Source organism: Stenotrophomonas sp. YJH_SMC_69 (assembly GCF_059370495.1).
Genome location: NZ_JCAFTS010000006.1, coordinates 168,849 through 191,613 on the forward strand (window position 1 = coordinate 168,849; position 22,765 = coordinate 191,613).

Genomic DNA, 22,765 nt, shown 5'->3' on the forward strand with positions numbered 1-22,765 from the left:
CAGGATCGATGTTCCACTCATGGAAGAACCTGGAGGTAACGATGCAGCGCATGACCCCCTTCGCCCTGATGCTGGGCCTGGCCCTGGCCACCACCGCCAACGCCAAGCCCGAGAAAGGGCAGGTGAAGTTCGACGCCAACGCACCGGTGGCCGAACAGATCCGCAACGTTGAGACGGCGATCAACAGCGAGGACTACAGCGAGATCGGGCTGGAAGACAAAAGCCGCGTGCAGCAGGCGCTGGGCCGCATCAAGATCAAGATGGGCGACCACGAACGCGTGGAGCAGGTCAGTCCGCAGGACCGCACCGAGATCTTCAACGACCAGGAAGTGATCAACACGATCATGACCCGCGCCCACGCCGACAGCCGCATGGTCTGCCGTCGTGAACGCACCACTGGCAGCAACATGCCGCAGAGTGTCTGCCTGACCGTGGCCCAGCGCCGCAAGGCGCAGGAAGACAGCCGCAAGGCGCTCAACGACAACCAGCGCTTCAACAACTACAAGCCCTGATCGCTGCCGGACCGATCGCATGCCGCCATCGGTCACCTGCCGTGCGTCCCTTGTGGGCGCATCGGCGGAATCGTAAAGTCGAGACCCTATTCATGGACGAACATGGAGCTCGTCATGTACCGCAATACGACACTTGCCCTGATGCTGTCGCTCGGCCTGGTAGCCACCGTGCAGGCCAAGGCGCAGAAGGACACCGTGCAGATGGATGCCTTCACCCCGGTGTCCGAGCAGATCCGCCGTGTTGAAACGGCCATGGGCAGCGAGGACTACAGCGAGATCGGGCTGGAGGACAAGAGTCGCGTGCAGCAGGCACTGAACCGGATCCGGATCAAGATGAATGGCCGGGAGAAGGTGGATGAGCTGGCCCCGCAGGAGCGCAACGACCTGTTCAACGAGCAGGAGATCGTCAACACCATCATGACCCGCGCCCAGGCCGACAGCCGCATGATCTGCCGCCGCGAGCGCCTTACCGGCAGCAACATGCCGACCAGCGTCTGCCTGACCGTGGCCCAGCGTCGCAAGGCCCAGGAAGACAGCCGCCGGGCGTTGACCGACCAGCAGCGCATCAGCCGCTGACCGCTCGCCGAGGGGGCTTTTGCCGGTGTCGGCCCTTCGGTACGAAATGTTAAGAATGGAACCTGTATCGTTCAGCAGGTAGACGTCGCGTCCACCCACGCAGGGGCATCCTGAGCGGGTGGGCCTGGCCCCCCGACGACCCTTCAAGAACCAGAGGTCCCAGTGCGCATTCTCGTAATCGAAGACAACAGCGACATCGCCGCCAACCTTGGCGACTACCTTGAGGATCGTGGCCACACCGTGGACTTCGCCGCCGACGGCGTGACCGGCCTGCACCTGGCCGTGGTCCACGAGTTCGACGCCATCGTTCTGGACCTGAACCTGCCGGGCATGGATGGCATCGAAGTGTGCCGCAAGCTGCGCAACGAAGCGCGCAAGCAGACCCCGGTGCTGATGCTGACCGCCCGCGACTCGCTGGACAACAAGCTGGCCGGTTTCGATTCCGGCGCCGATGACTACCTGATCAAGCCGTTCGCGCTGCAGGAAGTGGAAGTGCGCTTGAACGCGCTGTCGCGCCGCGGCAAGGGCGTGCAGACCCGCGTGCTGGAAACCGGCGACCTGGAATACAACCTGGACACGCTGGAAGTGCGCCGCCAGGGCAAGCTGCTGCAACTCAACCCGACCGCGCTGAAGATCCTGCAGGCCCTGATGGAGGCCGCGCCGGCCGTGGTCACCCGCCAGGAGCTGGAAACCCGCGTGTGGGGCGAGGAGCTGCCCGACTCGGATTCGCTGCGTGTCCACATCCACGGCCTGCGTGCGGTGGTCGACAAGCCGTTTGAAGTGCCGCTGATCCAGACCCGCCATGGCATCGGATACCGCATCGCCACCCCGGAAGCCTGATTCCGTGGCAACCAAGGGGGAGCGCCGGCGTTCGCCGTATCGGCGGCGCCTGCGCAGCCGCATCATCGTCTCGTTCGTGTTGTTGGGCTTCTGCCTGACGACACTGTTCGCGTTTGCCACCAACTGGGCCCGCATGCGCGTGGAAAACCAGCTGGTGGAAGACGTGATGAACCGCAACATCAACGAGTACGTGCGGCGGTTCTACGAGAGCCCGGATCGCAACCCCGACCTGCCCGTGCAGCAGATGCGTGCGCGCCTGATCAAGCCTGACAAGTTTGACGCGCTGCGCGAGGAAGAGCCGGACTGGTATGAGTTCAAGGATGGCCTGTACAACATGGGCGGCGTGGACGAGCGCGGCCAGCGCTATTCCTACAAGCTGGCCGTGCGCAAGACGCCCGACGCCTGGGCGTTCCTGGCCTATGACATGACCGACAGCGTGCGCGGTGGGCAGCAGCTCAACCGCGCGCTGGTGCTGTCGGTGCTGGTGTTCAGCCTGTTGTCGCTGGTGCTGGGCTGGTGGTCGGCATCGAAGGTGATGAAGCCGGTTTCGGACCTGGCCGCGCGGCTGCGTGCCTATCGCGGCGGCACCAGTGATCCCGAGCCGCTGGCGCCGCGTTTCCCCGACGACGAAGTGGGGCAGCTGGCGCAGGCGCTGGATGATTATTCGTCGCGACTGACCGAAGTGGTGCAGCGCGACCGCGAGTTCAATGCCGACGTCAGCCACGAACTGCGCACGCCGCTGGCGGTGATCCGTGGCGCCACCGAACTGCTGCTGACCCGGCCCGGCCTGGATGAGAAGGTGCTGCAGCGGCTACAGCGCATCCAACGCGCCGAACAGCAGTGCAGCGACCTGATCGGCGCGCTGCTGCTGCTGTCGCGCAACGAGCGCGGGCAGGGCACCAGCAACGTCGCGCGCGTGGCCGAACAGCTGCTGGACGCCCACCGCGCCCAGCTGGGTGGCAAGCCGCTGGAGCTGGCGCTGGAAGGCGAGCGCAACCTGGTGATCGATGCGCCGGAGGCGGCCTTGTCGGTGGCGCTGGGCAACCTGATCGGCAACGCGGTGAAGTACTCGCAGGATGGCGAAGTGCGCGTCTTTGTCGGCAGCAATTCAGTGTCGGTGACTGACAGCGGCCCGGGCCTGAGCGAAGAAGACGCCGCCAAGCTGTTCCAGCGCGGCTATCGCGGCACCCATGCCGGCCATTCGCAGGGCGGTGGCATCGGCCTGTCGATCGTCAGCCGCCTGTGCGATCTGTACGGCTGGCAGGTAAGCGTGCGCCCCGGTGGCGAGCGCGGCGTGATCGCCACGCTGACGTTCTCGCCGAAGCCGTTGTAAGGGCCCCTGCTTGGGTGGGTGCTCCACTTGTAGAGCCGAGCCTGCGCTCGGCTGCCGTGGCTTCCCGAAGCCGAGCATAGGCTCGGCTCCACAGCGGGTTCGTGTCGCGCCCTCTGTCGCTTGTGCCACCGAATTCCCCTCGCAGGAAGGATGGGCCAGAAGCCCAACACGACATCACCGTGACCGTTGCCACGTAGCGCGCGTGTCCGCATGCACGCATTCGTACACCCAACAGCGGCTTGAGAATTTCCTTACAGATCACAGCGCTGCGTGATGGCCAGATGGGGCGGCCGGGGCAGGTGCCCTGGCCGGGATTGGCGTCCTGAAAAAAACCAACATTCAGCTCTCTTCGACGGCCCCTCGGCCAGTCGTTGAAAATGCACCGCGTGCCTTGCTTCGGCGGGCGGTGCGTGGGGATTCATCAGAATCCGCTGGAGTATTTTTGCTGAATGTCGGATCTCCGGTACGCCAACCCGCACCGTCCGCCACCTCGCATCCGCAGGTGGCTCGTCGTCTGCGAGGAGATTCACCATGTCCGCACGCCCCGTGTTCCCTCAACTGCACGCCCTGATCGGCGAAGCCGCTGACCTGCTGCCGGCCGACGTCGCCGCGCGCATCGAAACCCTGCTCGATGATCCGAAAGATCTGCTGCCTGCGTTGCTTGCCCGCATGGACGGCCGCGATGCCGCCGACGGCCGGCGACTGGAAGCGCAGGGCCTCAGCCCTGCCCAGGCGGCCACCATGGCCGGTCTCAGCCGCACCCTGGCCGGCTTGAATGCACTCATGCAGGTGCTGCACGCCGCCGAAGCCGCCCGCGAACAGGGCGGTGCCCACCAGCAGCTGAGCCCGGATGTCGTCGACGGCCTGCTGCTCGGCGCACGAGAACTGGCCCGTTATGCCCGCCTGCAGCTGGAGTAGGTCCACGCAATGCGTGGATGCGCGAGCTGCTGCCGCAACTGCCTTGGGTCGCGCGTACGCTTTCTGTGGTCCGCTTGTGGCGCGCTTCGCGCGCTGCTTGGGGGGGGGGCACAAACTGCTGTTATGTCGTGCTACCCCTAACGATGGGCAGATGCGATGAACTCGCTTGCCACGATGAGGCGGGAGGGGGTTGCAGCTCAATTGCCACAATCCAATACTCCGTCTCTGAACGCGCCACGAAGGTTTCACAGGAAGCTTCTCCTGTGTAGAGTCAGAAGGAAGCTGTGTACAGGCTTTCGGAAGACTAATGCTTGGACTTGGGCGCGCTCTTACAGCGTTGCGTTCTTTCGCTTTTTTCCACAGGGAGGTGGTTGTGGCTGTTCTGTGTTTAGATTCGACCGGATGCGCGCTAGCCGCAACGACGCGAGACCACCGCGGGCGCCTCATTGAAAGATCGGGTTGCGCATCTGTGCCGGACTGCAACGGCTTTCGGATTTCCTGACTTGATCCCGATGCTAGGTGGGATCTTCTCACTCAATGCAAACGCTCAGGAGCGGGTAACGAGAGACTGCTACGAAAGGCATTTCTCAAGACTTTACGAGGCGGATGCCGAGCTTCGGCGGGGGCTCTCCCATTCAGCTATGAAAATTGGTGCGGTCTCGTCAGTGGGAATCGTTGGCCAAAGGCGGTGGAATGCCACGGCGAGTTACGTCATTGCGCAAAGCAGTCTCTTGGGTGCTGGTGTCAGATGGAGTAGCTGCGAATGCCCTTAGAATCCATATTCGAATTGCTTTGTGTATTGGCAGCCGTGATGCTAATGATCGCGATCGCTTCAAGGCTTATTCTTGTTTGGGAGTTAAAAAGAAATTCCCCGGAGCTGTGGATCTCACTTGGGAGGCCTGCGATTCTGGAGCGGGATCACTTGATGCGGAAGTATCCATTTTGTGGCTGGCGGCAGGTGTTCTGGGTGGCTTCTGGTGCCCGAAGGATGCTTCTTGCGATATTCTGGTTGTCATTCTCTACCTATCTCGTCGTGTTGATTCCGTTGGTCTGGATTTGGGTCATTCGGTGAGGGGGCTTGTCTCTAGCTGGAGTTTGAATTGAATCTTGATTCAGGCCCGAGCTGTTGAACGCCGAGCTAAAGGCCAACATCGACCAAGGGTTCATGTGAATCGGCACCTTGCGCACGTTACGGCCGGTAACCGTGGCTTGCTGGGCGCTTGGGAAGACCCCGTTGGCTATGCTGGCCCGTAGTGGGCGGTGAAGTGCGCAATCATATTGCGGCGAGTGAATGCTCCGTCGTTGAATCCTGGGCTGGAGATTGCCTGAAATGCTGGCAGGTGGATCCGAAAGCGCGGTAGGGCGCTCTCCAGGTGCGCGCCCGGTAGTTGGAGCTCTTTATGCCAATGGCGGAATCTTTGACGCGAATTAAGGAATGAAGATGCTCGCCTTGCGTATTTTCGGATGTCTCGTGGGTGTACTGATGGTCGTGTATGGCGTTGCAGTCATGGACGATGCATTGATTGGGACGGGTCCTTGCCGAGCGAACTGTGGTCTGTATAGCGCCTTGATTCGTTTATTCGGACAGTCGGCCTACAACAGATTGATGGGCTTTTCCTGGGTTGTTGCGGGAGTGATGTTCATTTTTGTTTCTGTTGTGGTTTGGCACGGAAAGGGCTCAGCGGAAAGGCGTAGGCAAAAAAAGGGACGCCGACGTCGATAGGGATGAGCGGATGAAATATCTCAGAAGATCCAAGTCATGCGTAAAAGCGCTTCCGCGCATTGCGAGCACCTCAGTCCCTAGCGAGCCTCGGATGGCGTCCATGTAGAGGTTCGAGCTGCGCCTGCAGGCCTTCCCATTGGACATCGTTGATCACCGCATCGTCGGCCGATGCCGAGCGCCGCACGCGACTGACCTGGGCGAAAGTGATCTAATAGGCGTAGAGCTGGGAGAGTGCATCTGAAGGCGCGAGAATTTCGTTGCTTGCAAAGGAGGCCGTCGCTATATGAAGTTGAACTGGTAAAGGTGCGTTGATTGCAATGCGCGCATGCCCGATTGCATCATTCTGGTGTTCGTATAATCCGCTGCTCTATTCGTGGAAGTTGCCAATCATCGGTGGAAGTGATGCATCCTGAGATTGAAGTGAAATTGACGGCTTCGGTAGCTGGCTGTGCTAGCTGTGACTTGATGGCGCAGCTGTCGCTCGAAGTGAATGAGCTGGATGCTGCGGATGTTCTGATCAGGAAAGTCATTGATTGTCGCGGGGCGGCAAGCCTGTCCGAGTCGACCCATCAGACTCTTGAGGTCGATGTGCGAGTTCGGGCAGGCGAGGGAGATAGGGCGTGTCTGAATCTCTCTTCCGCAACCCTTGAAAAGATGGCATCTATATCTGCTTCATTGAATTTTGATCCCGAGTTGACTGGAGGCGGAGGCGCAGATGGATTGGAATTGGGGGAGGACAGTGCTCCATCGACGCGCCCTGAGCTGGTTGTCGTTCTCGTTGGTGACTCTCCTGTGAGTGGTGAAGAAGTCATCCTTTCCAGAGTCGAGCGCCAGCAATACAGAACTGGCGACATCCAGGAGGGAGTTCATGAAGCGTTGCAGCGCGGCCTTGAGAAGGTGGGAGGAGAGGCGAAGGTGTGGGCGCTGGAGGTGGGAGTACGCCTATCGAGTCAGCGCGGGGTGTGGCCGGGTTTCAATCTTTCTTGTGACGTGATCAGACTGATGGCGTCTAGTGGAGTCTCATTGGATTTCGATCCGTATGTCTAGCTCGGTCCTGTTGGTGGCCAGCAGTTGGAAATCCGAATCGACCATCCCGTATGGCGCTATCCGAAGGCATGCTTGAGCTCGAAGCCCGCTCTGATCTCGTCGACATTCATGGGCTTCCCTGAGTGCTTCCTATGAACTACCCGGATGGGGAAAAGGTACTGCTTGGCGACACCGTTGATCTAGGTGGCGGAACGCGCGGGATCGTGGTTGCCGTGATCGATGATGAGTCCTATGCAGTTGGCTTTTCCGCGGAAGAGTGGCGGTACCTCGGACGAGGTGCGTTGTTGCGAGCGCCTGGATTCGGTCTACTGCATTGTCCAGATACAGAGCACGACTTCACTTTGATCGAGCGCGGTCGATCAGGAAGTCCTGCGTCGTAGAGCTGGGGGGCTTGATTCAATTGTATGGCTTGATAAGCAACGTCCTTTTCAGGTGGGAAGTGCATGATCAAGTTGATCCCGTGCAAATGGTTGGTGCATGATCGTTTGCAGATGAGTGTCGATCATGTCCGGTGTCATGTGGGGGCTTATCGACGGCGTTGGTCTGCCTTATTGGTGATGATTCATGGATAGAAGTGCGTATCTGGAAATGATGGAATTCCCGACCAAGTGGTGGGAGTACGACTTGTTGCGAGCGGAGTTGATCGATCAGCTCATGGCTACATATCAGCCTGGGATGGAGAGCGCCTCAGAACATGATAGGAACAGTGTCTTCCATTGGTGGTTGAGAAAGTCGCCAAGTAAGGATCTGCTGATGAAGTTGGTTGAGCTTTCTTTCTTGGACCCTGATCAGGCAATGGCGGGTGATGTCAGAACGTACATCGCCCAAAGCGTCTTCTTTGATCGAGACGTGGCTCTGTTTATTCGTGGCGGCCGCTGATTTCCTGATTGATTAGTGATGTGGGTCAGAGCTGCAATGACCCACTGGATCAGCTGAAATTTGTAGGTACATCCGAGCCACGGCCAAGTATTGAGCGCATTTCCCCGTGGCTTATTGGAGGCTGAGTTGGTGGTTCGAAGTCCATTGGAGGCGACGGGACTTCATGACTCGTCTCTCGATTCAGTGCAGGTGTCGATCCTGGATAAATCCTGCCTGATACGGACTGTTGGCGTATGTGGTGACCTTGCGGAAGGAGCATTGGCTGACATTGGTTGCCATAACCTAGAATCGTACTTCCTGCTGTCCGACAGTCAGGAGCTGTCGGACAACGCTTGGCCCGGGAACATTCAGGATGGCCATTTTGATGGGTTGGGCTGCACTGGCGTACTTCGGCTTTATCTGGCCGGAGGCATGCTGGAGGCGGGGGGGCAGTCTACTCAGGTCGGAGCTCCCTGCGCTGTCTGGACATTCTCCACGACCCAGCGTGTCCGCGGCCTCTGGAACACGACTCGATGGAGTTGCTGCCGGGCGGCTGAGTTTCGCTGTCTTGACGGGGTTGAGCCATTCCGTAGGCAGCAAGCAGTTCTCAGCTCAGCTGTTGGTGCTGAGGGATACAGATGTCATCTGCTTGCCAGACGTGCCTGAGCGCATTCCCGTGTCTGTCTGCTTCGAGGGCGTCAAGTCGTGCGCGGTGAGGTTTGATGAAACCGCAATGGAGTGGAGCGAACGTCTTGGAAATGTTGCGAGCTGCATCGTCGACGAAAAGCGAGGAGTCTGCTGGTTATACCTGCGAAACGGGATAGTCATGATCGAGGCCCGCGCCGCAGTGATGATGTCCGATTAGATTGAGTCGAAGAAAACGCAAGAAAGTTCGGCTGCGATCATCAAGCCGAGCATAGGCTCGGCTCTACAGTGGATCCACGCCATGGGGCGATGCGCTTCGGTAGTGCCGGTCGCTGGCCGGCAGCCAGGCCTCAGCCCCCAGCCAACCCCAGATACCGCTCATGCAGCGCTTCCACCTGCGCCTGCAGCTCTTCCGGGTGACCATCGTTGACCACCACATCATCGGCCAGTGCCAACCGCTGCGCGCGGCTGGCCTGGGCGGCGATCATCTTGTCGGCCAGCGCGGCGTCGATGCCGTCGCGCTGCATCAGCCGGGCGTGCTGCACGGCTTCGGGCGCATCCACCAGCAATACCCGGTCCAACCACGGGTAGGCCTGCCGCCCACCGACCTCGGTCAGCAACGGAATGGCGGCAATCGCATAGGGGCTGGCGGCCTGCTCGCACTGCTGTTGCATCAGCAGGCGGATGGCCGGGTGGGTGATCGCTTCCAGCGCCGCCCGTTCGGCCGGGTCGGCGAACACGTGGGCCCGCAGGCGTGCCCGGTCCAAGCTACCGTCCGCCTGCAGCACGCCGGCGCCGAAGCGCTCGGCGATACGGTCCAGGGCCGGGCTGCCGGCGGCAACCACCGCGCGGGCGGCCAGATCGGCGTCGGCCACCACGATGCCCAGCGCGTCGAAGCGCCGGGTCACCTCGCTCTTGCCGGCGGCAATGCCGCCGGTCAGGCCAACCACATAGCGGCTCATGGGGATTCCCCTCAGCGCAGTCCGCTCAACACCAGGTACTGCTCCACCACGGGCGCGCCCCACATGAAGTACAGCCAGCCCGCGATCGCCAGGTAGGGGCCGAACGGGATCGGCGTGGCGCGGTCACGGCCCCGGGTGTACAGCCAGATCGAGCCGATGATGGCGCCCAGCACCGACGACAGCAGGATGATCGGCAGGATGCCCTTCAACCCGCACCAGGCGCCGAGCGCGGCCAGCAGCTTGAAATCGCCGTGGCCCATGCCCTCCTTACCGGTCAGCTGCTTGAACAGCCACCAGACCATCCACAGTGACAGATAGCCCACCGCCGCGCCGACCAATGCTGGCTTGGCCGGCATGTACAGGTTGTCGATGTTGCCTATCAGGCCCAGCCACATCAGTGGCAGGGTCAACTGGTCGGGCAGCAGCTGGGTGCGCAGGTCGATGCCGGACAAGGCGACCAGGAAGCAGGTCAGCACGATGGCGCCGAAGCCCTGCCAGCCGAAGCCGAACTGCCAGACGCAGGCCAGTACCAGCACCGAGGTCAGGGCCTCAACCAGCGGGTACTGCAACGAGATCGGCGCCTTGCAGTGGCGGCACTTGCCGCCCTGGATGATCCAGCTGAACAGCGGGATGTTCTCGTACCAGCTCAGCTTGTGCTTGCAGTGCGGGCAGTGCGAGGGCTCGACCACGATCCCCGGTGGCGGGGGTTCGTAGAAGTCCGGTTCTTCCAGGACCTCGCGCGCATCGCGCTTCCACTGCCACTCCAGCCGCTTCGGCAGGCGCAGGATGACGACGTTGAGGAAACTGCCCAGCAGCAGCCCCAGGGCGGCCGCGGCGGGGTAGCCGAGGCCGGGATGCTGGTCTAGAAATGCCATTGCTTATCCTACCGCTCCTGCGAGCTTGAAGATCGGCAGGTACATGCCGATCACGATGCTGCCGACAATTCCGCCAATGATGACCATGATGAAAGGTTCAAGCAGACTGCTCAATGCGTCCACGGCGTTGTTGACTTCCTGCTCATAGTACTCGGCGACCTTGAACAGCATGGCGTCCAGAGCACCGGCCTCCTCGCCGATGCCGGTCATCTGGATGACCATATGAGGAAATAGGTTCAGCTGCTTCATGGCCATGTTCACGGGATAGCCGACCGACACGTCGTCACGCATCCGCAGTACGGACTCTTCGTAGACCTTGTTGCCGGTCGCGCCGGCGACAATGCCCAACGCCTCCACCAAGGGCACGCCGGCCTTGAAGGTAACTGCAGTGGTACGTGCAAAGCGGGCAATTGAGCTGTTGTGCATGATCTGGCCGATCACTGGCACCCTCAGGATCAATCGGTCCATCGTGTGTTGCAGCTTCGGAGAGCGCTTGTAGGCTGCGATGAAGCCAACTATCGCCCCCACAAAAGTGAACAGGATCAGCCACCACCAAGACACCAAGAAGCGAGAAACGCCAACAATCAGCTGGGTGAAAGCGGGCAATTCGGCTCCGAAGCCTTTGAAGACATCTTCGAATTGAGGGACCACCCAGACAAGTAGGATGCCACTGACCAGGATGGCGACTGCCATGACCATGATCGGATAGAACAGCGCCTTCTTGATCTTGCCCTTGAGTGTTTCGATGTTCTCCTTGTAGTTGGCCACAGTGTCAAGCACGGTCTCCAATACGCCAGCGCCTTCGCCCGCACGGACCAGGTTGCGATACAGTTCGTCGAACTGCACTGGATGTCTGCTGATCGCCTCATATAGGGATGAGCCGCCCTCGATATCGGCGCGGATCGTTCCGATCATCCTCTTCATCCGAAGGTTCTTGTGCCCTTCGCCAATGATCTCGAGTGAAGAGACGATAGGCACACCTGACTTCATCATGGTTGCCATCTGGCGACTGAAGAAGGCAATGTCCTTCGGCGTGATCCTGCTGCCTGTGCTGCCGAAAATGGGCTTTGGCTTCGCCTTCACCGCTTTGGGCGTGATGCCCTGGCGTCTCAATTCTGCGCGCAACAGATTGGCGTTCTTTGCCATCTGCTCGCCTTTCATCTTCACACCCCGCTTGTCGGTCCCCTCCCATACAAACGGCTGCAGTTCCGTGGTGCTGCGCGCCACGGGTTCTTTCTTCATTGCACTGCCACTGACAGACATATCGGCTCCCCAAGACCCGCCATCCCCAGGCGGGTGTCTAGCTCAAGATGGTAGCCGGTTCAGGGCCGTCTGGGCAGCGGGAGAATGGCGGGCTGTGCGATTTCGTGCCGGTCGCTGACCAAAGGTGACGCACTGCGTCACATTGCCGCCTCCATCGCAGATTGGAGTAAGGGGGGTTCCCATCCGCGAAATTGCTGCCATCATTGGCGCGGGGAAATCCAGGGGGAGGCGTGCCGGGGTTGGCACGCAACCTGCGTTGAACCACCCGCAGGGGGCAGGGCCCGCTCAACCGGCCATGGGCCGGGTCGAACCTGTCCGCTGACATCAACCACCACCATCTTGGGGATGTACCAAATGAAGAACCAGAAGGGCTTCACCCTTATCGAACTGATGATCGTTGTTGCGATCATCGCCATTTTGGCTGCGATTGCGATCCCGGCCTATCAGGACTACGTCGTTCGTTCGCAGGCGGCTTCCGCCCTGGCTGAGATTACCCCCGGCAAGGTCGGCTTCGAACAGGCGACCAACGAAGGCAAGACTCCGTCGACCACCGCAACCGATGCGGGCTTCATCGGCGTTGCTGCCAGCACCTCCTACTGCAATGTGGCCGTGACTGCCACGACCATTGCCTGCACCACTAAGAACGGCAACGCTACCAAGTTCAACAGCAAGAACATTACGTGGACCCGCGACGCCAACAGCGGCCTGTGGTCCTGCTCCACCAGCCTCGACGCGAAGTATCGTCCGGGCCAGTGTGGTGCCGCCGCCGCTCCGGCGCCGTAATCGGTTGCAGCGCTGACTGAGACAACAAGGGCCCCGCACTGCGGGGCTCTTGCTTTGTAGGGGTAGCCGTTAGGGGGGATGGGGCCACTCGCTGCTGGGAATTGATGTCGTTGGCCGCGCAGATTCCGATCTCATCGACTCAAGGTGGCTTCCGAGTAGTGTCACAACAGGGGGGGGGGCAGTCGAATGATCGGTCCGGGGTTGAACTTCGACGTTGCCGCACAGTTCCAGAGCGCTATATCCGGGCTCCTTCCGGAGATAGGAGCATTCCTGCTATTGGCTGCGATCGTCAATCGCAACGATCTTGTGGGCGTCGTGCGCCGTTTACTGCCTGCCGGGTGCCATGTCAACGTCCTTTCTTTTCTGCTGGACGCGCTGCTGGTTGCGCCGCTTCTGGGGATGGGTATGGTGTTGATGCAACGTTCAGTCGCATGGGCATGGACCGGGGCACTGGACGCGATGTGGGCTGAATTTCCAAAGTGGCTGCTGCTCCTGGTGGTGCTCTTTGTTGGGGATGCAATCGGCTACTTCCGACACCGGCTCGAGCACTGCAAGTGGCTATGGCTGTTTCACGAGATGCACCACAGTGATCGCAGGATGACTTGGTTCTCTCTCTACCGTTTTCATCCCATCAATCGTTTGACAACGGTATTCATAGATATGGGAGCGCTTCTGCTCTTCGGGTTCCCGCTGTGGGTCATCTTTATGAACGCGCTCCTGCGTCATTACTATGGCTTGTTCATTCACGCGAACCTGCCATGGACCTATGGCGCCTTGGGTCGCTTATTCGTGTCGCCCGCGATGCATAGATGGCATCACGTGCGCAACGGGGAAGGGGTGGGTAGCAATTTCGCCACAGTGTTCTCGGTGTTTGACCAGTGGTTTGGTACTTGGTATGTGCCCTCTTCGTGCGGCGCACCTCTGGGTGTGACCGGTGGCGGTCACGATTCCTTCTTGCATCAGATCTTCAGTCCCTTCGCCCGCTTGTTTAGATTGAGGCGTCCCTCCGGTGTCGGGAGCGATGCTGTTCCTTAGGCAATCGGGGAGGTTGGGGCGAAGGCTCGTCATAGTGCGCTCTCTGGCTGCACCAGCAATGGACTATCCTCTCCAATGTGGGGCGTACCGGGAAGCATGATTCACGGGTGCACGGTACGAAATTCGATATCACCGGCGTTGACAGGCAAGAGACCAGTAGATGAACACCGTAACCACCGCCAACCTCGTCGGCATCACCGGCCTGGCCCGTCGCCTGGTCCAGGATGGTGCGCTGGACGAGGCTTCCGCCCGCGACGCCATGGCCAAGGCCGCTGCGGCCCGCCAGCCGCTGCCGACCTGGTTCGCGCAGAACAAGGTGGTCGGGGCGGCCCAGTTGGCGGCGGCCAACGCGGTCGAGTTCGGCATGCCGCTGTTCGACGTGTCCACGTTCGACGCCAGCCAGAACGCGATGAGCCTGGTCAGCGAGGAGCTGCTGCGCAAGCACAACGTGCTGCCGCTGTTCAAGCGCGGCGGCAAGCTGTTCGTGGGCACCAGCAACCCGACCCATTCGCTGGACGAGATCAAGTTCCACACCAACCTGGTGGTGGAGCCGATCCTGGTGGATGAAGACCAGATCCGCCGCACGCTCGAGCAGTGGCATGCCAGCCATGACACGCTGGGCGACGCGCTGAGCGGTGACGACGATGGCATTGGCAACCTGGATGTGTCCGGCGGTGACGAAGACATTTCCGGAGCCGGCGACTCCGGCATCGATGCCAAGGGTGATGACACCCCGGTGGTGAAGTTCGTCAACAAGGTGCTGGTGGACGCGATCCGCAAGGGCGCCTCGGACATCCACTTCGAGCCCTATGAAGACGACTATCGCGTGCGCCTGCGCATCGATGGCCTGCTGAAGATGGTGGCGCGCGCGCCGGTGAAGCTGAACCAGCGCATCGCCGCGCGCCTGAAGGTGATGGCGCAGCTGGACATCGCCGAGAAGCGCGTGCCGCAGGACGGACGCATCAAGCTCAACCTGTCCAAGACCAAGCAGATCGACTTCCGCGTGAGCACGCTGCCGACCCTGTTCGGCGAGAAGGTGGTGCTGCGTATCCTGGACGGCAGCGCGGCCAAGCTGGGCATCGACAAGCTGGGTTACGAGCCGGACCAGCAGAAGCTGTTCCTGGACGCCATCCACAAGCCGTACGGCATGGTGCTGGTGACCGGCCCGACCGGTTCGGGCAAGACGGTGTCGCTGTATACCGCGCTGGGCATCCTCAACGACGAGACGCGCAACATCTCCACCGCCGAAGACCCGGTGGAAATCCGTCTGCCCGGCGTCAACCAGGTGCAGCAGAACAACAAGCGCGGCATGACCTTCGCCGCGGCACTGCGCTCGTTCCTGCGACAGGATCCGGACATCATCATGGTCGGCGAAATCCGCGACCTGGAGACGGCCGAGATCGCGATCAAGGCGGCGCAGACCGGCCACATGGTGCTGTCCACGCTGCACACCAACGATGCACCGCAGACCATCGCGCGCCTGATGAACATGGGCATCGCGCCGTACAACATCACCAGCTCGGTGACGCTGGTGATCGCCCAGCGCCTGGCGCGCCGGTTGTGCAACAACTGCAAGCGCCCGGCCAACCTGCCAGAGCACGCGCTGCTGGCTGAAGGCTTTACCCAGGCGCAGCTGGATGCGGGTATCGAGCTGTACGAGGCGGTCGGCTGTGACGAGTGCACCGAGGGGTACAAGGGCCGCACCGGTATCTACCAGGTGATGCCGATGACCGACGAGATCGCCACGATCGTGCTGGCCGGTGGCAATGCGTTGCAGATTGCCGAGGCCGCACAGCAGATCGGGGTGAACGATCTGCGCCAGTCGGCGTTGAAGAAGGCGGCGGCGGGTGTCACCAGCCTGGCCGAGATCAACCGCGTTACCAAGGATTGAGGTAGAGCCGAGCCTATGCTCGGCTGATGGTTCGAAGAGCAGCCGAGCGTGGGCTCGGCTCTACAGTAGATCTGCGTCGTGCGTGGATGGGGTGGCCCGCGTCGGGCCCTCCTTACTCCATCCCCAGCTTTTTCAGCTTGTAGCGCAGCGCGCGGAAGGTGATGCCCAGCTGCGCGGCGGTGCGGGTCTTGTTCCAGCGGTTCTCTTCCAGCGCGCGCTGGATGGCGCTGCGCTCGAGCTGTTCGATGTACGAGGGCAGGGCGGCGCTGCCGGGCTGCAGGTCCACCACGGCCTCGGCGTGTGCTGCGCTGCCGGGCGTGCGCGGGGCATGCTGCGGCAGGCGCAGGTCGTCGGCGCCGATGCGGTCTTCTTCGGCCAGGGCCAGCGCGCGTTCCAGGATGTTCTCCAGTTCGCGCACGTTGCCAGGGAAGGCGTACTGGGCCAGTGCGTCCAGCGCCGACGGCGCCAGCAACGGCGTCGGGCGGCCATGGCTGCGGGCCAGCCGTGCCAGTACCGATGCGGCCAGTTCCGGCAGGTCCTGGCGACGCTCACGCAGCGGCGGCACCCTCAGTTCGATCACGTTGATGCGGTAGTAGAGGTCGTGGCGGAAGCGCCCGTCCTCGACCAGCTCGGCCAGGTCCTTGTGGGTGGCCGAGAGGATGCGCACGTCCACCGGCTCCTCGGTAGCCGCGCCCACCGCGCGCACCGACTTCTCCTGGATCGCGCGCAGTAGCTTCACCTGCATCTGCAGCGGCAGCTCGGCCACTTCGTCGAGGAACAGGGTGCCGCCATGCGCGGCCTGGAACAGCCCGGGCTTGTCGGCGTGGGCGCCGCTGAAGCTGCCTTTGCGGTGGCCGAAGAATTCGCTTTCCATCAGCTCGCCGGGAATGGCGCCACAGTTGACCGGCACGAACGGGCCGGCCGCGCGGGCGCCCTGGGCATGGATGGTGCGTGCGACCAGCTCCTTGCCCACGCCGGATTCGCCGAGGATGTAGACCGGCGCCTGGCTGCGCGCGACCTTGCCGATGGTGGTGCGCAGCACGTCCATGGCCGGCGAATCGCCCAGCAGGCGTGCGCCCTGTTCGGCGGCGGGGCCGGGTGCAGGGCGCTCAGTGTTGTTCAGTTCCAGCGCGTGCTTGACCAGGCCGCGCAGCACGGCGATATCCACCGGCTTGCTGACGAAGTCGAAGGCGCCGGCCTTCAGCGCTTCCACGGCCAGGTCCATGCTGCCGAAGGCGGTGATCATCGCCACTGGCGTGCGCGGGTAGTGCTGCGCGATCTCGCTGACCAGCTCGATGCCATTGCCGTCCGGCAGGCGCATGTCGGTGATGCACAGGTCGTACGGATTGCTGGCCAGCAGCTCGCGCGCTTCTGCAAGGTTGGCTGCCGTACTGATGCGCAGCCCCATGCGGCCGAGCGTCAGTACCAGCAGTTCGCGGATGTCGCGTTCGTCGTCGACGACGAGGGCGCTGCGGGTTTCGTTCATGGGCGTGAAAGATAAACGAGGGGGCCGGAAGCGACAAATGTTTGACGCACAGAATCGAGATCAGGTGGGTAACAGCGTATGCGGGCCGGGCAGCACCAGGCGGAAGCAGGAGCCTCCAGCGGGAACCGGGATGTAGTCCAGCCGCGCCTGGTTGGCCCGGCACAGCTCGCGGGCGATATACAGGCCCAGCCCGGTGCCATGCTCGGACGTGGTGAAGAACGGCCGGAACAACTGTGCGGCCACACTCTCGGGAATACCGGGGCCACGGTCCATCACGTCGATGACCGCACTGCGCTCGTGCTGCGCCACGCGCAGGCGCACCCGCGCCGGCTGCTGGCCGATGCGGCCATATTTGAGCGCGTTGTGCACCAGTACGGTCAGCACCTGGTAGAGGTGCTTGGTGTCGACCTGGGCCAGCACCGAGGTGTCGTTGATGATCGGCTCGATGCTGTCGGTCTCCAGCGTCTGGCCCTGCTTGTACTCCAGCACGAAGCGGCGCACGAAGGCGGCCAGGTCGACGTTCTCCGGCGTGGCGCGCTCGCGCCGGGCCAGGCCCAGCACGCTTTCGACGATGCCGTTGGTGCGCTGGCACTGCTGGCGGATGATCTGCAGCAGGCGGCGGTCGCTTTCGTTGAAGCCGGTGCCTTCTTCCAGCAGCTGCACCGCGTAGTTGATCGCGGCCAGTGGGTTGCGGATCTCGTGGGCGAGGCTGGCCGAGAAGCGGCCCATCGCCGACAGGGTGAGCGATTCGGCGCGGCGCGAGACCACGCTGGAGTCGTCCAGGAACACCAGGGCCAGGTCGCTGCCGGCCAGCAGGCGGGCAAAGCGCGGCTGCACTTCGGGCTGGTCGGGGTTGAGCTGCAGCGGTAGTTCGTCCTGCGCCCAGCCATTGCGCCAGCGCTGCAGGCGACGGGCGAGTTCCGGGGCGGCGCTGGCCAGGTCCAGGCGGCCGCTTTCGCCGCTGCCATCACTGTCACCGAGCAGCATCGAGGCGGCCTCGTTGGCCAGGGTGACGCGGTTGTCGGCGTCGACCACCAGCACGCCGGTACGCATGCGGCGGATGATCAGCTCGTTGATCTGGAACAGGTTGGCCACTTCATCGCCGCGCTGGTTGGCCAGCTGCTGGTTGCGGCGCGCGCGGCTGCCGACCTGGTAACTGATGAAGGCCAGTGCCAGGTAGCTGGTGGCGAACATGGCCAGTTCGGCCAGGGTACGGGTGGGGTCGCCGCCTTCCAGCAGCTTCCAGGTGTACTCCACGCCGGTGGCGAGGCTGGCGGCCAGGGCCAGGCCCAGCCCCAGGCTGAGCGGCAGCAGGGTGGCGGCGGCGGCGATGTTGAACAGCAGCGACATCGAGATGCCGGCGCTGGCACCGGGCAGGGCATGCGACAACAGGGTGGCGGCGACGATATCCACCAGCACGCCGCTGACCACGATCGGGCGCAGCCAGCGTTCGTTGCGGCCGATCACCAGGGCCAGCAGGGACAGCACCAGGTAGATGGCGGCGACGGTGTCGGCCAGCCGCGGGTGGTGGGCTTCGCCGACCATGGCCGACAGCGGGCTGTAGAGCAGGGCGGCGATGACCGAGGCGATCAGCACCCGGTACAGCGCGAAGAAATACAGCTCACGCCGCGGAATCGATTCGATGCGGTCGATCAATGAAGCACTGGGTGACACGCCGGAACTCCCCTTCTGGCTGCCTGGGTCTGGAATCTGCGGCAGGCCTGCCCGGCTTCCCCTGAGGCCGGGCGGGCACGTCGCTTCGATGTGGCCTGCGGTGGAAGCAGCAGGGCAAGCCCGACTCTACACACCTTGGTCGGCCAGTATAGGGCCCCAGGCAGGGCGCCGCCGGAGCCGCCCGGATCGCGCATTTGGCCCGGGATGGATACCGGTGGCCAGTGGGCCGCCGGGCGCAACTGCCTGAATGACCGCGGAAATCTGGCCGGGTCTGGCGTTTTGTACAGACTTCTTTGCGCCCCGGCGCCGGCTCGGCCACAATAGTGGGCCCGCCGCGGTCCATGCCGGCGCCCCGCCGGGGCCCTGAGGAATTGCGTGCGGTCGTTCCTATTCCCACGGTGACGCATGAATTTCCACGAATACCAGTCAAAACAACTGCTTGCCGAGTACGGCATCCCGGTCCCGGCCGGCAAGGTCGCTGCGACCCCGGACGAAGCGGTTGCCGCTGCCAACTCCCTGGGCCAGGGCCCCTGGATGGTCAAGGCGCAGATCCACGCTGGCGGCCGCGGCAAGGCTGGCGGCGTCAAGTTCTGCAAGACCACCGACGACGTGAAGGCCGCTGCGGCCAAGATGCTCGGCACCAAGATGGCCACCTACCAGACCGCAGGCGTTGAACTGCCGGTCAACCTGGTGCTGGTGACCACCGCCGGCGAGATCGTCAAGGAACTGTACCTGTCGGTGCTGGTCGACCGTGGCACCAAGACCATCACCTACATCGCCTCTTCGGAAGGCGGCGTGGAAATCGAGCAGGTCGCTGCTGAAACCCCGGAGCTGATCCACTCGCTGAACGTCGACTTCGTCGAAGGCGTGCAGGGTTACCACGGCCGTGATTTCGGCTTCAAGCTGGGCCTGACCGCCAAGCAGGCCGGCCAGTTCGCCAGCATCATGGTGAACCTGTACCGCCTGTTCAACGAAAAGGACCTGGCCCTGGTTGAAATCAACCCGCTGGCCATCCTGGACGACGGCAACCTGTACGCGCTGGACGGCAAGTTCGACAGCGACGACAACGCCGCGTTCCGCCAGAAGGCCCTGGTCGCCATGCGCGACAAGACTCAGGAAGATCCGACCGAAGTGATCGCTTCGGAGCTGGACATCAACTACGTCACCATGGACGGCAACATCGGCTGCATGGTGAACGGCGCCGGCCTGGCCATGGCCACCATGGACGTCATCAAGCTCAACGGCGGCGAGCCGGCGAACTTCCTGGACGTGGGCGGCGGTGCCAACAAGCAGCGCGTCATCGAGGCGTTCAAGCTGATCCTGTCCTCGGACAAGGTTGAAGGCATCTTCGTCAACATCTTCGGCGGCATCGTCCGCTGCGACATGATTGCCGAAGGCATCATCGCCGCCGTGAAGGAAGTGGGCGTCAAGGTTCCGGTCGTGGTGCGCCTGGAAGGCACCAACGTGGAAGAAGGCAAGCAGCTGCTGCGCGACAGCGGCATGGCCATCATCCCGGCTGACAACATCAACGATGGCGCCAAGAAGATCGTTGAAGCTGTCAAGAACGCTGCCTGATTCGACACCAAGGAATTCCCATGTCTGTTTTGATTAACAAGAACACCAAGGTGATCGTGCAGGGCTTCACCGGCCAGCAGGGCACCTTCCACGCCACTCAGATGATCGAGTACGGCACCCAGGTTGTTGGCGGCGTGACCCCGGGCAAGGGTGGCACCACCCACATCGACCTGCCGGTCTTCAACACCGTTGCCGACGCCGTGCAGAGCACCGGCGCCAACGCTTCGGTCATCTACGTGCCGCCGCCGTACGCGGCCGACGCGATCCTGGAAGCCGCTGCTGCCGGCATCAAGGTCATCGTCTGCATCACCGAAGGCATCCCGGTGCTGGACATGCTGCGCGTCAAGAACGTGCTGACCCGTTCGCATCCGGACACCGTGCTGATCGGGCCGAACTGCCCGGGCGTCATCACCCCGGGTGAGTGCAAGATCGGCATCATGCCGGGCCACATCCACCAGCCGGGCAAGATCGGTATCGTGTCGCGTTCGGGCACCCTGACCTATGAAGCGGTCAAGCAGACCACCGAAGTCGGCCTGGGCCAGTCCACCTGCATCGGCATCGGTGGTGACCCGATCAACGGCCTGAACTTCGTCGACTGCCTGAAGCTGTTCAACGAAGACCCGCAGACCGAAGGCATCATCATGGTTGGCGAGATCGGCGGTGACGCTGAAGAAGCCGGCGCCGAGTACATCAAGAACCACGTGAAGAAGCCGGTCGTCGGTTTCATCGCCGGTGCGTCGGCTCCGGCCGGCAAGCGCATGGGCCACGCGGGCGCGATCGCCTCGGGCGGCAAGGGCACTGCCGAAGGCAAGTTCGCCGCCATGGAAGCTGCCGGTGTTGTCACCGTCCGCTCGCCGGGCGATCTGGGCGCTGCCATCGCCAAGCTGGTGAAATAAGATCGACTGCCTCCGGCAGACGATGCTGTAGAGCCGGCCGCTGGCCGGCCGCTTGAACACAGAAAGGCCGCCTCCGGGCGGCCTTTCTGCGTCTGGTGTGGGGCCAGATCCCTTTTGCTGCGCAAAACGGATCTGACCCCGGCGTTACAATGGCGGCATTGCAACCACAGGCTGGAATCCCATGGCTTCGATCCGCATCGCGATGGCGCAGTTCGACTTCCCGGTCGGCGATGTCGCCGGCAACACCGAGCGCATCATCGAGATGATCGGCCAGGCGCGCGACGAGTACGGCGCCGAGCTGGTGATGTTCCCCGAGCTGGCGGTGAGCGGCTACCCGCCGGAAGACCTGCTGCTGCGCCCGGGCTTCCTGTACGAGTGCGAGCAGGCGATGGCCCGCATCGCTGCCGCCTGCCGCGGCATCACCGCCGTGGTCGGCTGGCCGCAGGCGGCTGGCGCGGTGGTCTACAACGCCGCCAGCGTGCTGCGTGACGGCCTGGTCGAGCAGACCTACCGCAAGCGTGAGCTGCCCAACTACGCCGTGTTCGACGAGCGCCGCTACTTCGATGTCGATCCGGATGGCGGCAGCTGCGTGTTCGAGGTCAACGGTATTCCGGTTGGCCTGCTGATCTGCGAGGACCTGTGGTTTGCCGAGCCGCTGGCCGACACCATGCGCGCCGGTGCGCAGCTGGTGGTGGTGCCGAATGCTTCGCCGTACGAGCGTGGCAAGCATGCCCAGCGCGACGCCGTGCTGGCTGCACGTACCCGCGAGAGCGGGGCGGCGATCGCCTATCTCAACGTGGTTGGCGGCCAGGACGCGCTGGTGTTCGATGGCGCCTCGGTGGTGGCCGACGGTGATGGCACGGTGCACCCGGCCGCTGCTGCCTTCGTCGACCAGTGGCTGGTGGTGGAGTACGACGGCGCCAGCCGCCGCTTCATGCCGCACGTGTGGATGGACGACGGCGACGAGAGCATGGACGCGCTGGCCTGGCGCGCGGTGACCCGTGGCATCCAGGACTACTGCCGCAAGAACGGCTTCAAGAAAGTGTGGCTGGGCCTGTCCGGCGGCATCGACTCGGCGATCGTGCTGGCCATGGCGGTCGACGCGATGGGCGCGGAGAACGTAACCGCCGTGCGCCTGCCGTCGCGCTACACCGCGGGCCTGTCCAACGACCTGGCGGCCGAGCAGTGCCAGGCGCTGGGCGTGAAGCTGGAGACGGTGTCGATCGAGCCGGCGTTCAAGGGCCTGATGGAAGCGTTGGCGCCGATGTTCGAGGGCACCGCGCCGGACGTGACCGAAGAGAACCTGCAGTCGCGCAGCCGCGGGGTGATCCTGATGGCGCTGGCCAACAAGTTCGGCGGCTTGCTGCTGACCACCGGCAACAAGAGCGAGTACGCGGTCGGCTACGCCACCATCTACGGCGACATGTGCGGTGGCTATGCGCCGCTGAAGGACCTGTACAAGACCGAAGTGTTCGGCCTGTCCAAGTGGCGCAATACCGTGGGCGGCGCACCGGTGATCCCGCCGGCGGTGATCAGCCGCCCGCCGTCGGCCGAGCTGCGCGAGAACCAGCTGGACCAGGATTCGTTGCCGGCCTATGACGTGCTGGACGGCATCCTGTACCGCTACATCGACCAGGAGCAGTCGCGCACGGAGATCGTGGCGGCCGGCTATGACGCGGCCGTGGTCGACCGCGTGCTGCGGCTGGTGCGCATCAGCGAGTGGAAGCGGCACCAGGCCGCGCCGGGGCCGAAGGTCTCGCGCCGCGCCTTTGGCCGCGAGCGTCGTTACCCGATCAGCAACGGCTACAAGGGCTGAGGCAGCGGTTGGCAGGTAGTGCCGGCCGCTGGCCGGCAACGCCCTATAGCGCGTATC

Annotated in this window: 19 protein-coding genes; 14 read left to right on the forward strand and 5 right to left on the reverse strand. The window is 62.9% G+C overall.

The features are described 5' to 3' along the window. Nucleotides 1–41 precede the first annotated feature (41 nt). The 8 genes from AC5P8F_RS12620 to AC5P8F_RS12655 all read left to right on the forward strand — a co-directional run bounded on the left by AC5P8F_RS12620 (nucleotide 42) and on the right by AC5P8F_RS12655 (nucleotide 7,828). A complete protein-coding gene (locus tag AC5P8F_RS12620) occupies nucleotides 42–512 on the forward strand; it encodes a hypothetical protein (protein WP_197621383.1) in 471 nt (156 codons plus the stop codon). Nucleotides 513–626: 114 nt separating this feature from the next. Further along, nucleotides 627–1,088, forward strand: coding sequence for a hypothetical protein (locus AC5P8F_RS12625; protein WP_014648206.1), 462 nt, complete (start codon nucleotides 627–629; stop codon nucleotides 1,086–1,088). Nucleotides 1,089–1,250: 162 nt separating this feature from the next. Beyond that, complete coding sequence (locus tag AC5P8F_RS12630; protein WP_005410804.1) at nucleotides 1,251–1,928, forward strand: response regulator transcription factor; 678 nt, start codon at nucleotides 1,251–1,253, stop codon at nucleotides 1,926–1,928. Then, entirely contained in the window at nucleotides 1,891–3,261 is a 1,371-nt protein-coding gene (locus AC5P8F_RS12635; protein WP_032957212.1) for a sensor histidine kinase, read from the forward strand. The genes AC5P8F_RS12630 and AC5P8F_RS12635 overlap by 38 nt, the downstream gene beginning before the upstream one ends. A 531-nt stretch (nucleotides 3,262–3,792) precedes the next feature. After that, complete coding sequence (locus AC5P8F_RS12640) at nucleotides 3,793–4,179, forward strand: hypothetical protein (protein WP_032957214.1); 387 nt, start codon at nucleotides 3,793–3,795, stop codon at nucleotides 4,177–4,179. A gap of 735 nt (nucleotides 4,180–4,914) precedes the next feature. Next, on the forward strand, nucleotides 4,915–5,283 hold the full coding sequence (locus tag AC5P8F_RS12645; protein ID WP_126411299.1) for a hypothetical protein: 369 nt from the start codon (nucleotides 4,915–4,917) through the stop codon (nucleotides 5,281–5,283). A 1,021-nt stretch (nucleotides 5,284–6,304) separates the two neighbouring features. Then, complete coding sequence (locus tag AC5P8F_RS12650; RefSeq protein WP_495228287.1) at nucleotides 6,305–6,949, forward strand: hypothetical protein; 645 nt, start codon at nucleotides 6,305–6,307, stop codon at nucleotides 6,947–6,949. Between the two features lie 564 nt (nucleotides 6,950–7,513). After that, on the forward strand, nucleotides 7,514–7,828 hold the full coding sequence (locus AC5P8F_RS12655; RefSeq protein WP_198282880.1) for a hypothetical protein: 315 nt from the start codon (nucleotides 7,514–7,516) through the stop codon (nucleotides 7,826–7,828). A 974-nt stretch (nucleotides 7,829–8,802) separates the two neighbouring features. On the opposite strand, the gene coaE is transcribed toward AC5P8F_RS12655, so the two are convergent. The 3 genes from coaE to AC5P8F_RS12670 are packed head-to-tail and all read right to left on the reverse strand — an operon-like array spanning nucleotide 8,803 to nucleotide 11,552. Then, complete coding sequence (coaE, locus tag AC5P8F_RS12660) at nucleotides 8,803–9,414, reverse strand: dephospho-CoA kinase (protein WP_495228289.1); 612 nt, start codon at nucleotides 9,412–9,414, stop codon at nucleotides 8,803–8,805. Between the two features lie 11 nt (nucleotides 9,415–9,425). Continuing rightward, nucleotides 9,426–10,289 (reverse strand): prepilin peptidase, encoded by an 864-nt coding sequence (locus tag AC5P8F_RS12665; RefSeq protein WP_262216840.1) that lies wholly within the window; start codon nucleotides 10,287–10,289, stop codon nucleotides 9,426–9,428. Nucleotides 10,290–10,292: 3 nt separating this feature from the next. Then, nucleotides 10,293–11,552, reverse strand: coding sequence for a type II secretion system F family protein (locus AC5P8F_RS12670; RefSeq protein ID WP_049416954.1), 1,260 nt, complete (start codon nucleotides 11,550–11,552; stop codon nucleotides 10,293–10,295). A 354-nt stretch (nucleotides 11,553–11,906) separates the two neighbouring features. Here AC5P8F_RS12670 and AC5P8F_RS12675 point away from each other — a divergent pair, with 354 nt between their 5' ends. The 3 genes from AC5P8F_RS12675 to pilB all read left to right on the forward strand — a co-directional run bounded on the left by AC5P8F_RS12675 (nucleotide 11,907) and on the right by pilB (nucleotide 15,261). After that, nucleotides 11,907–12,335 carry a pilin gene (locus AC5P8F_RS12675; protein WP_049416952.1) on the forward strand — a complete coding sequence of 143 codons (429 nt, stop codon included), beginning with the start codon at nucleotides 11,907–11,909 and terminating at the stop codon, nucleotides 12,333–12,335. Between the two features lie 201 nt (nucleotides 12,336–12,536). Continuing rightward, nucleotides 12,537–13,370, forward strand: coding sequence for a sterol desaturase family protein (locus AC5P8F_RS12680; RefSeq protein WP_168708240.1), 834 nt, complete (start codon nucleotides 12,537–12,539; stop codon nucleotides 13,368–13,370). A 160-nt stretch (nucleotides 13,371–13,530) separates the two neighbouring features. Continuing rightward, nucleotides 13,531–15,261, forward strand: coding sequence for a type IV-A pilus assembly ATPase PilB (pilB, locus tag AC5P8F_RS12685; RefSeq protein WP_111206599.1), 1,731 nt, complete (start codon nucleotides 13,531–13,533; stop codon nucleotides 15,259–15,261). 112 nt (nucleotides 15,262–15,373) lie between these two features. On the opposite strand, the gene AC5P8F_RS12690 is transcribed toward pilB, so the two are convergent. Then, nucleotides 15,374–16,747, reverse strand: coding sequence for a sigma-54-dependent transcriptional regulator (locus AC5P8F_RS12690; RefSeq protein ID WP_014648199.1), 1,374 nt, complete (start codon nucleotides 16,745–16,747; stop codon nucleotides 15,374–15,376). 60 nt (nucleotides 16,748–16,807) lie between these two features. Then, a complete protein-coding gene (locus AC5P8F_RS12695) occupies nucleotides 16,808–18,421 on the reverse strand; it encodes a sensor histidine kinase (protein ID WP_014648198.1) in 1,614 nt (537 codons plus the stop codon). 405 nt (nucleotides 18,422–18,826) lie between these two features. On the opposite strand from AC5P8F_RS12695, the gene sucC reads away from it, so the two are divergent. The 3 genes from sucC to AC5P8F_RS12710 all read left to right on the forward strand — a co-directional run bounded on the left by sucC (nucleotide 18,827) and on the right by AC5P8F_RS12710 (nucleotide 22,708). Then, nucleotides 18,827–19,996 (forward strand): ADP-forming succinate--CoA ligase subunit beta, encoded by a 1,170-nt coding sequence (sucC, locus tag AC5P8F_RS12700; protein ID WP_004154430.1) that lies wholly within the window; start codon nucleotides 18,827–18,829, stop codon nucleotides 19,994–19,996. Nucleotides 19,997–20,016: 20 nt separating this feature from the next. Beyond that, nucleotides 20,017–20,892: a succinate--CoA ligase subunit alpha gene (gene sucD, locus AC5P8F_RS12705; protein ID WP_005410793.1), complete on the forward strand. Its 876-nt coding sequence runs from the start codon at nucleotides 20,017–20,019 to the stop codon at nucleotides 20,890–20,892. Nucleotides 20,893–21,073: 181 nt separating this feature from the next. Further along, entirely contained in the window at nucleotides 21,074–22,708 is a 1,635-nt protein-coding gene (locus tag AC5P8F_RS12710) for an NAD+ synthase (protein WP_111206597.1), read from the forward strand. Nucleotides 22,709–22,765: the final 57 nt, after the last annotated feature.

What these genes read in the sequence shown, in the direction of transcription:
- AC5P8F_RS12620 (WP_197621383.1), top strand. Translation starts at nt 42, where the DNA reads ATGCAGCGCATGACCCCCTTCGCCCTGATGCTGGGCCTGGCCCTGGCC.
- AC5P8F_RS12625 (WP_014648206.1), top strand. Translation starts at nt 627, where the DNA reads ATGTACCGCAATACGACACTTGCCCTGATGCTGTCGCTCGGCCTGGTA.
- AC5P8F_RS12635 (WP_032957212.1), top strand. Translation starts at nt 1,891, where the DNA reads ATGGCATCGGATACCGCATCGCCACCCCGGAAGCCTGATTCCGTGGCA.
- AC5P8F_RS12640 (WP_032957214.1), top strand. Translation starts at nt 3,793, where the DNA reads ATGTCCGCACGCCCCGTGTTCCCTCAACTGCACGCCCTGATCGGCGAA.
- AC5P8F_RS12650 (WP_495228287.1), top strand. Translation starts at nt 6,305, where the DNA reads ATGCATCCTGAGATTGAAGTGAAATTGACGGCTTCGGTAGCTGGCTGT.
- AC5P8F_RS12655 (WP_198282880.1), top strand. Translation starts at nt 7,514, where the DNA reads ATGGATAGAAGTGCGTATCTGGAAATGATGGAATTCCCGACCAAGTGG.
- coaE (WP_495228289.1), bottom strand. Translation starts at nt 9,414, where the DNA reads ATGAGCCGCTATGTGGTTGGCCTGACCGGCGGCATTGCCGCCGGCAAG.
- AC5P8F_RS12665 (WP_262216840.1), bottom strand. Translation starts at nt 10,289, where the DNA reads ATGGCATTTCTAGACCAGCATCCCGGCCTCGGCTACCCCGCCGCGGCC.
- AC5P8F_RS12670 (WP_049416954.1), bottom strand. Translation starts at nt 11,552, where the DNA reads ATGTCTGTCAGTGGCAGTGCAATGAAGAAAGAACCCGTGGCGCGCAGC.
- AC5P8F_RS12675 (WP_049416952.1), top strand. Translation starts at nt 11,907, where the DNA reads ATGAAGAACCAGAAGGGCTTCACCCTTATCGAACTGATGATCGTTGTT.
- pilB (WP_111206599.1), top strand. Translation starts at nt 13,531, where the DNA reads ATGAACACCGTAACCACCGCCAACCTCGTCGGCATCACCGGCCTGGCC.
- AC5P8F_RS12690 (WP_014648199.1), bottom strand. Translation starts at nt 16,747, where the DNA reads ATGAACGAAACCCGCAGCGCCCTCGTCGTCGACGACGAACGCGACATC.
- sucC (WP_004154430.1), top strand. Translation starts at nt 18,827, where the DNA reads ATGAATTTCCACGAATACCAGTCAAAACAACTGCTTGCCGAGTACGGC.
- sucD (WP_005410793.1), top strand. Translation starts at nt 20,017, where the DNA reads ATGTCTGTTTTGATTAACAAGAACACCAAGGTGATCGTGCAGGGCTTC.
- AC5P8F_RS12710 (WP_111206597.1), top strand. Translation starts at nt 21,074, where the DNA reads ATGGCTTCGATCCGCATCGCGATGGCGCAGTTCGACTTCCCGGTCGGC.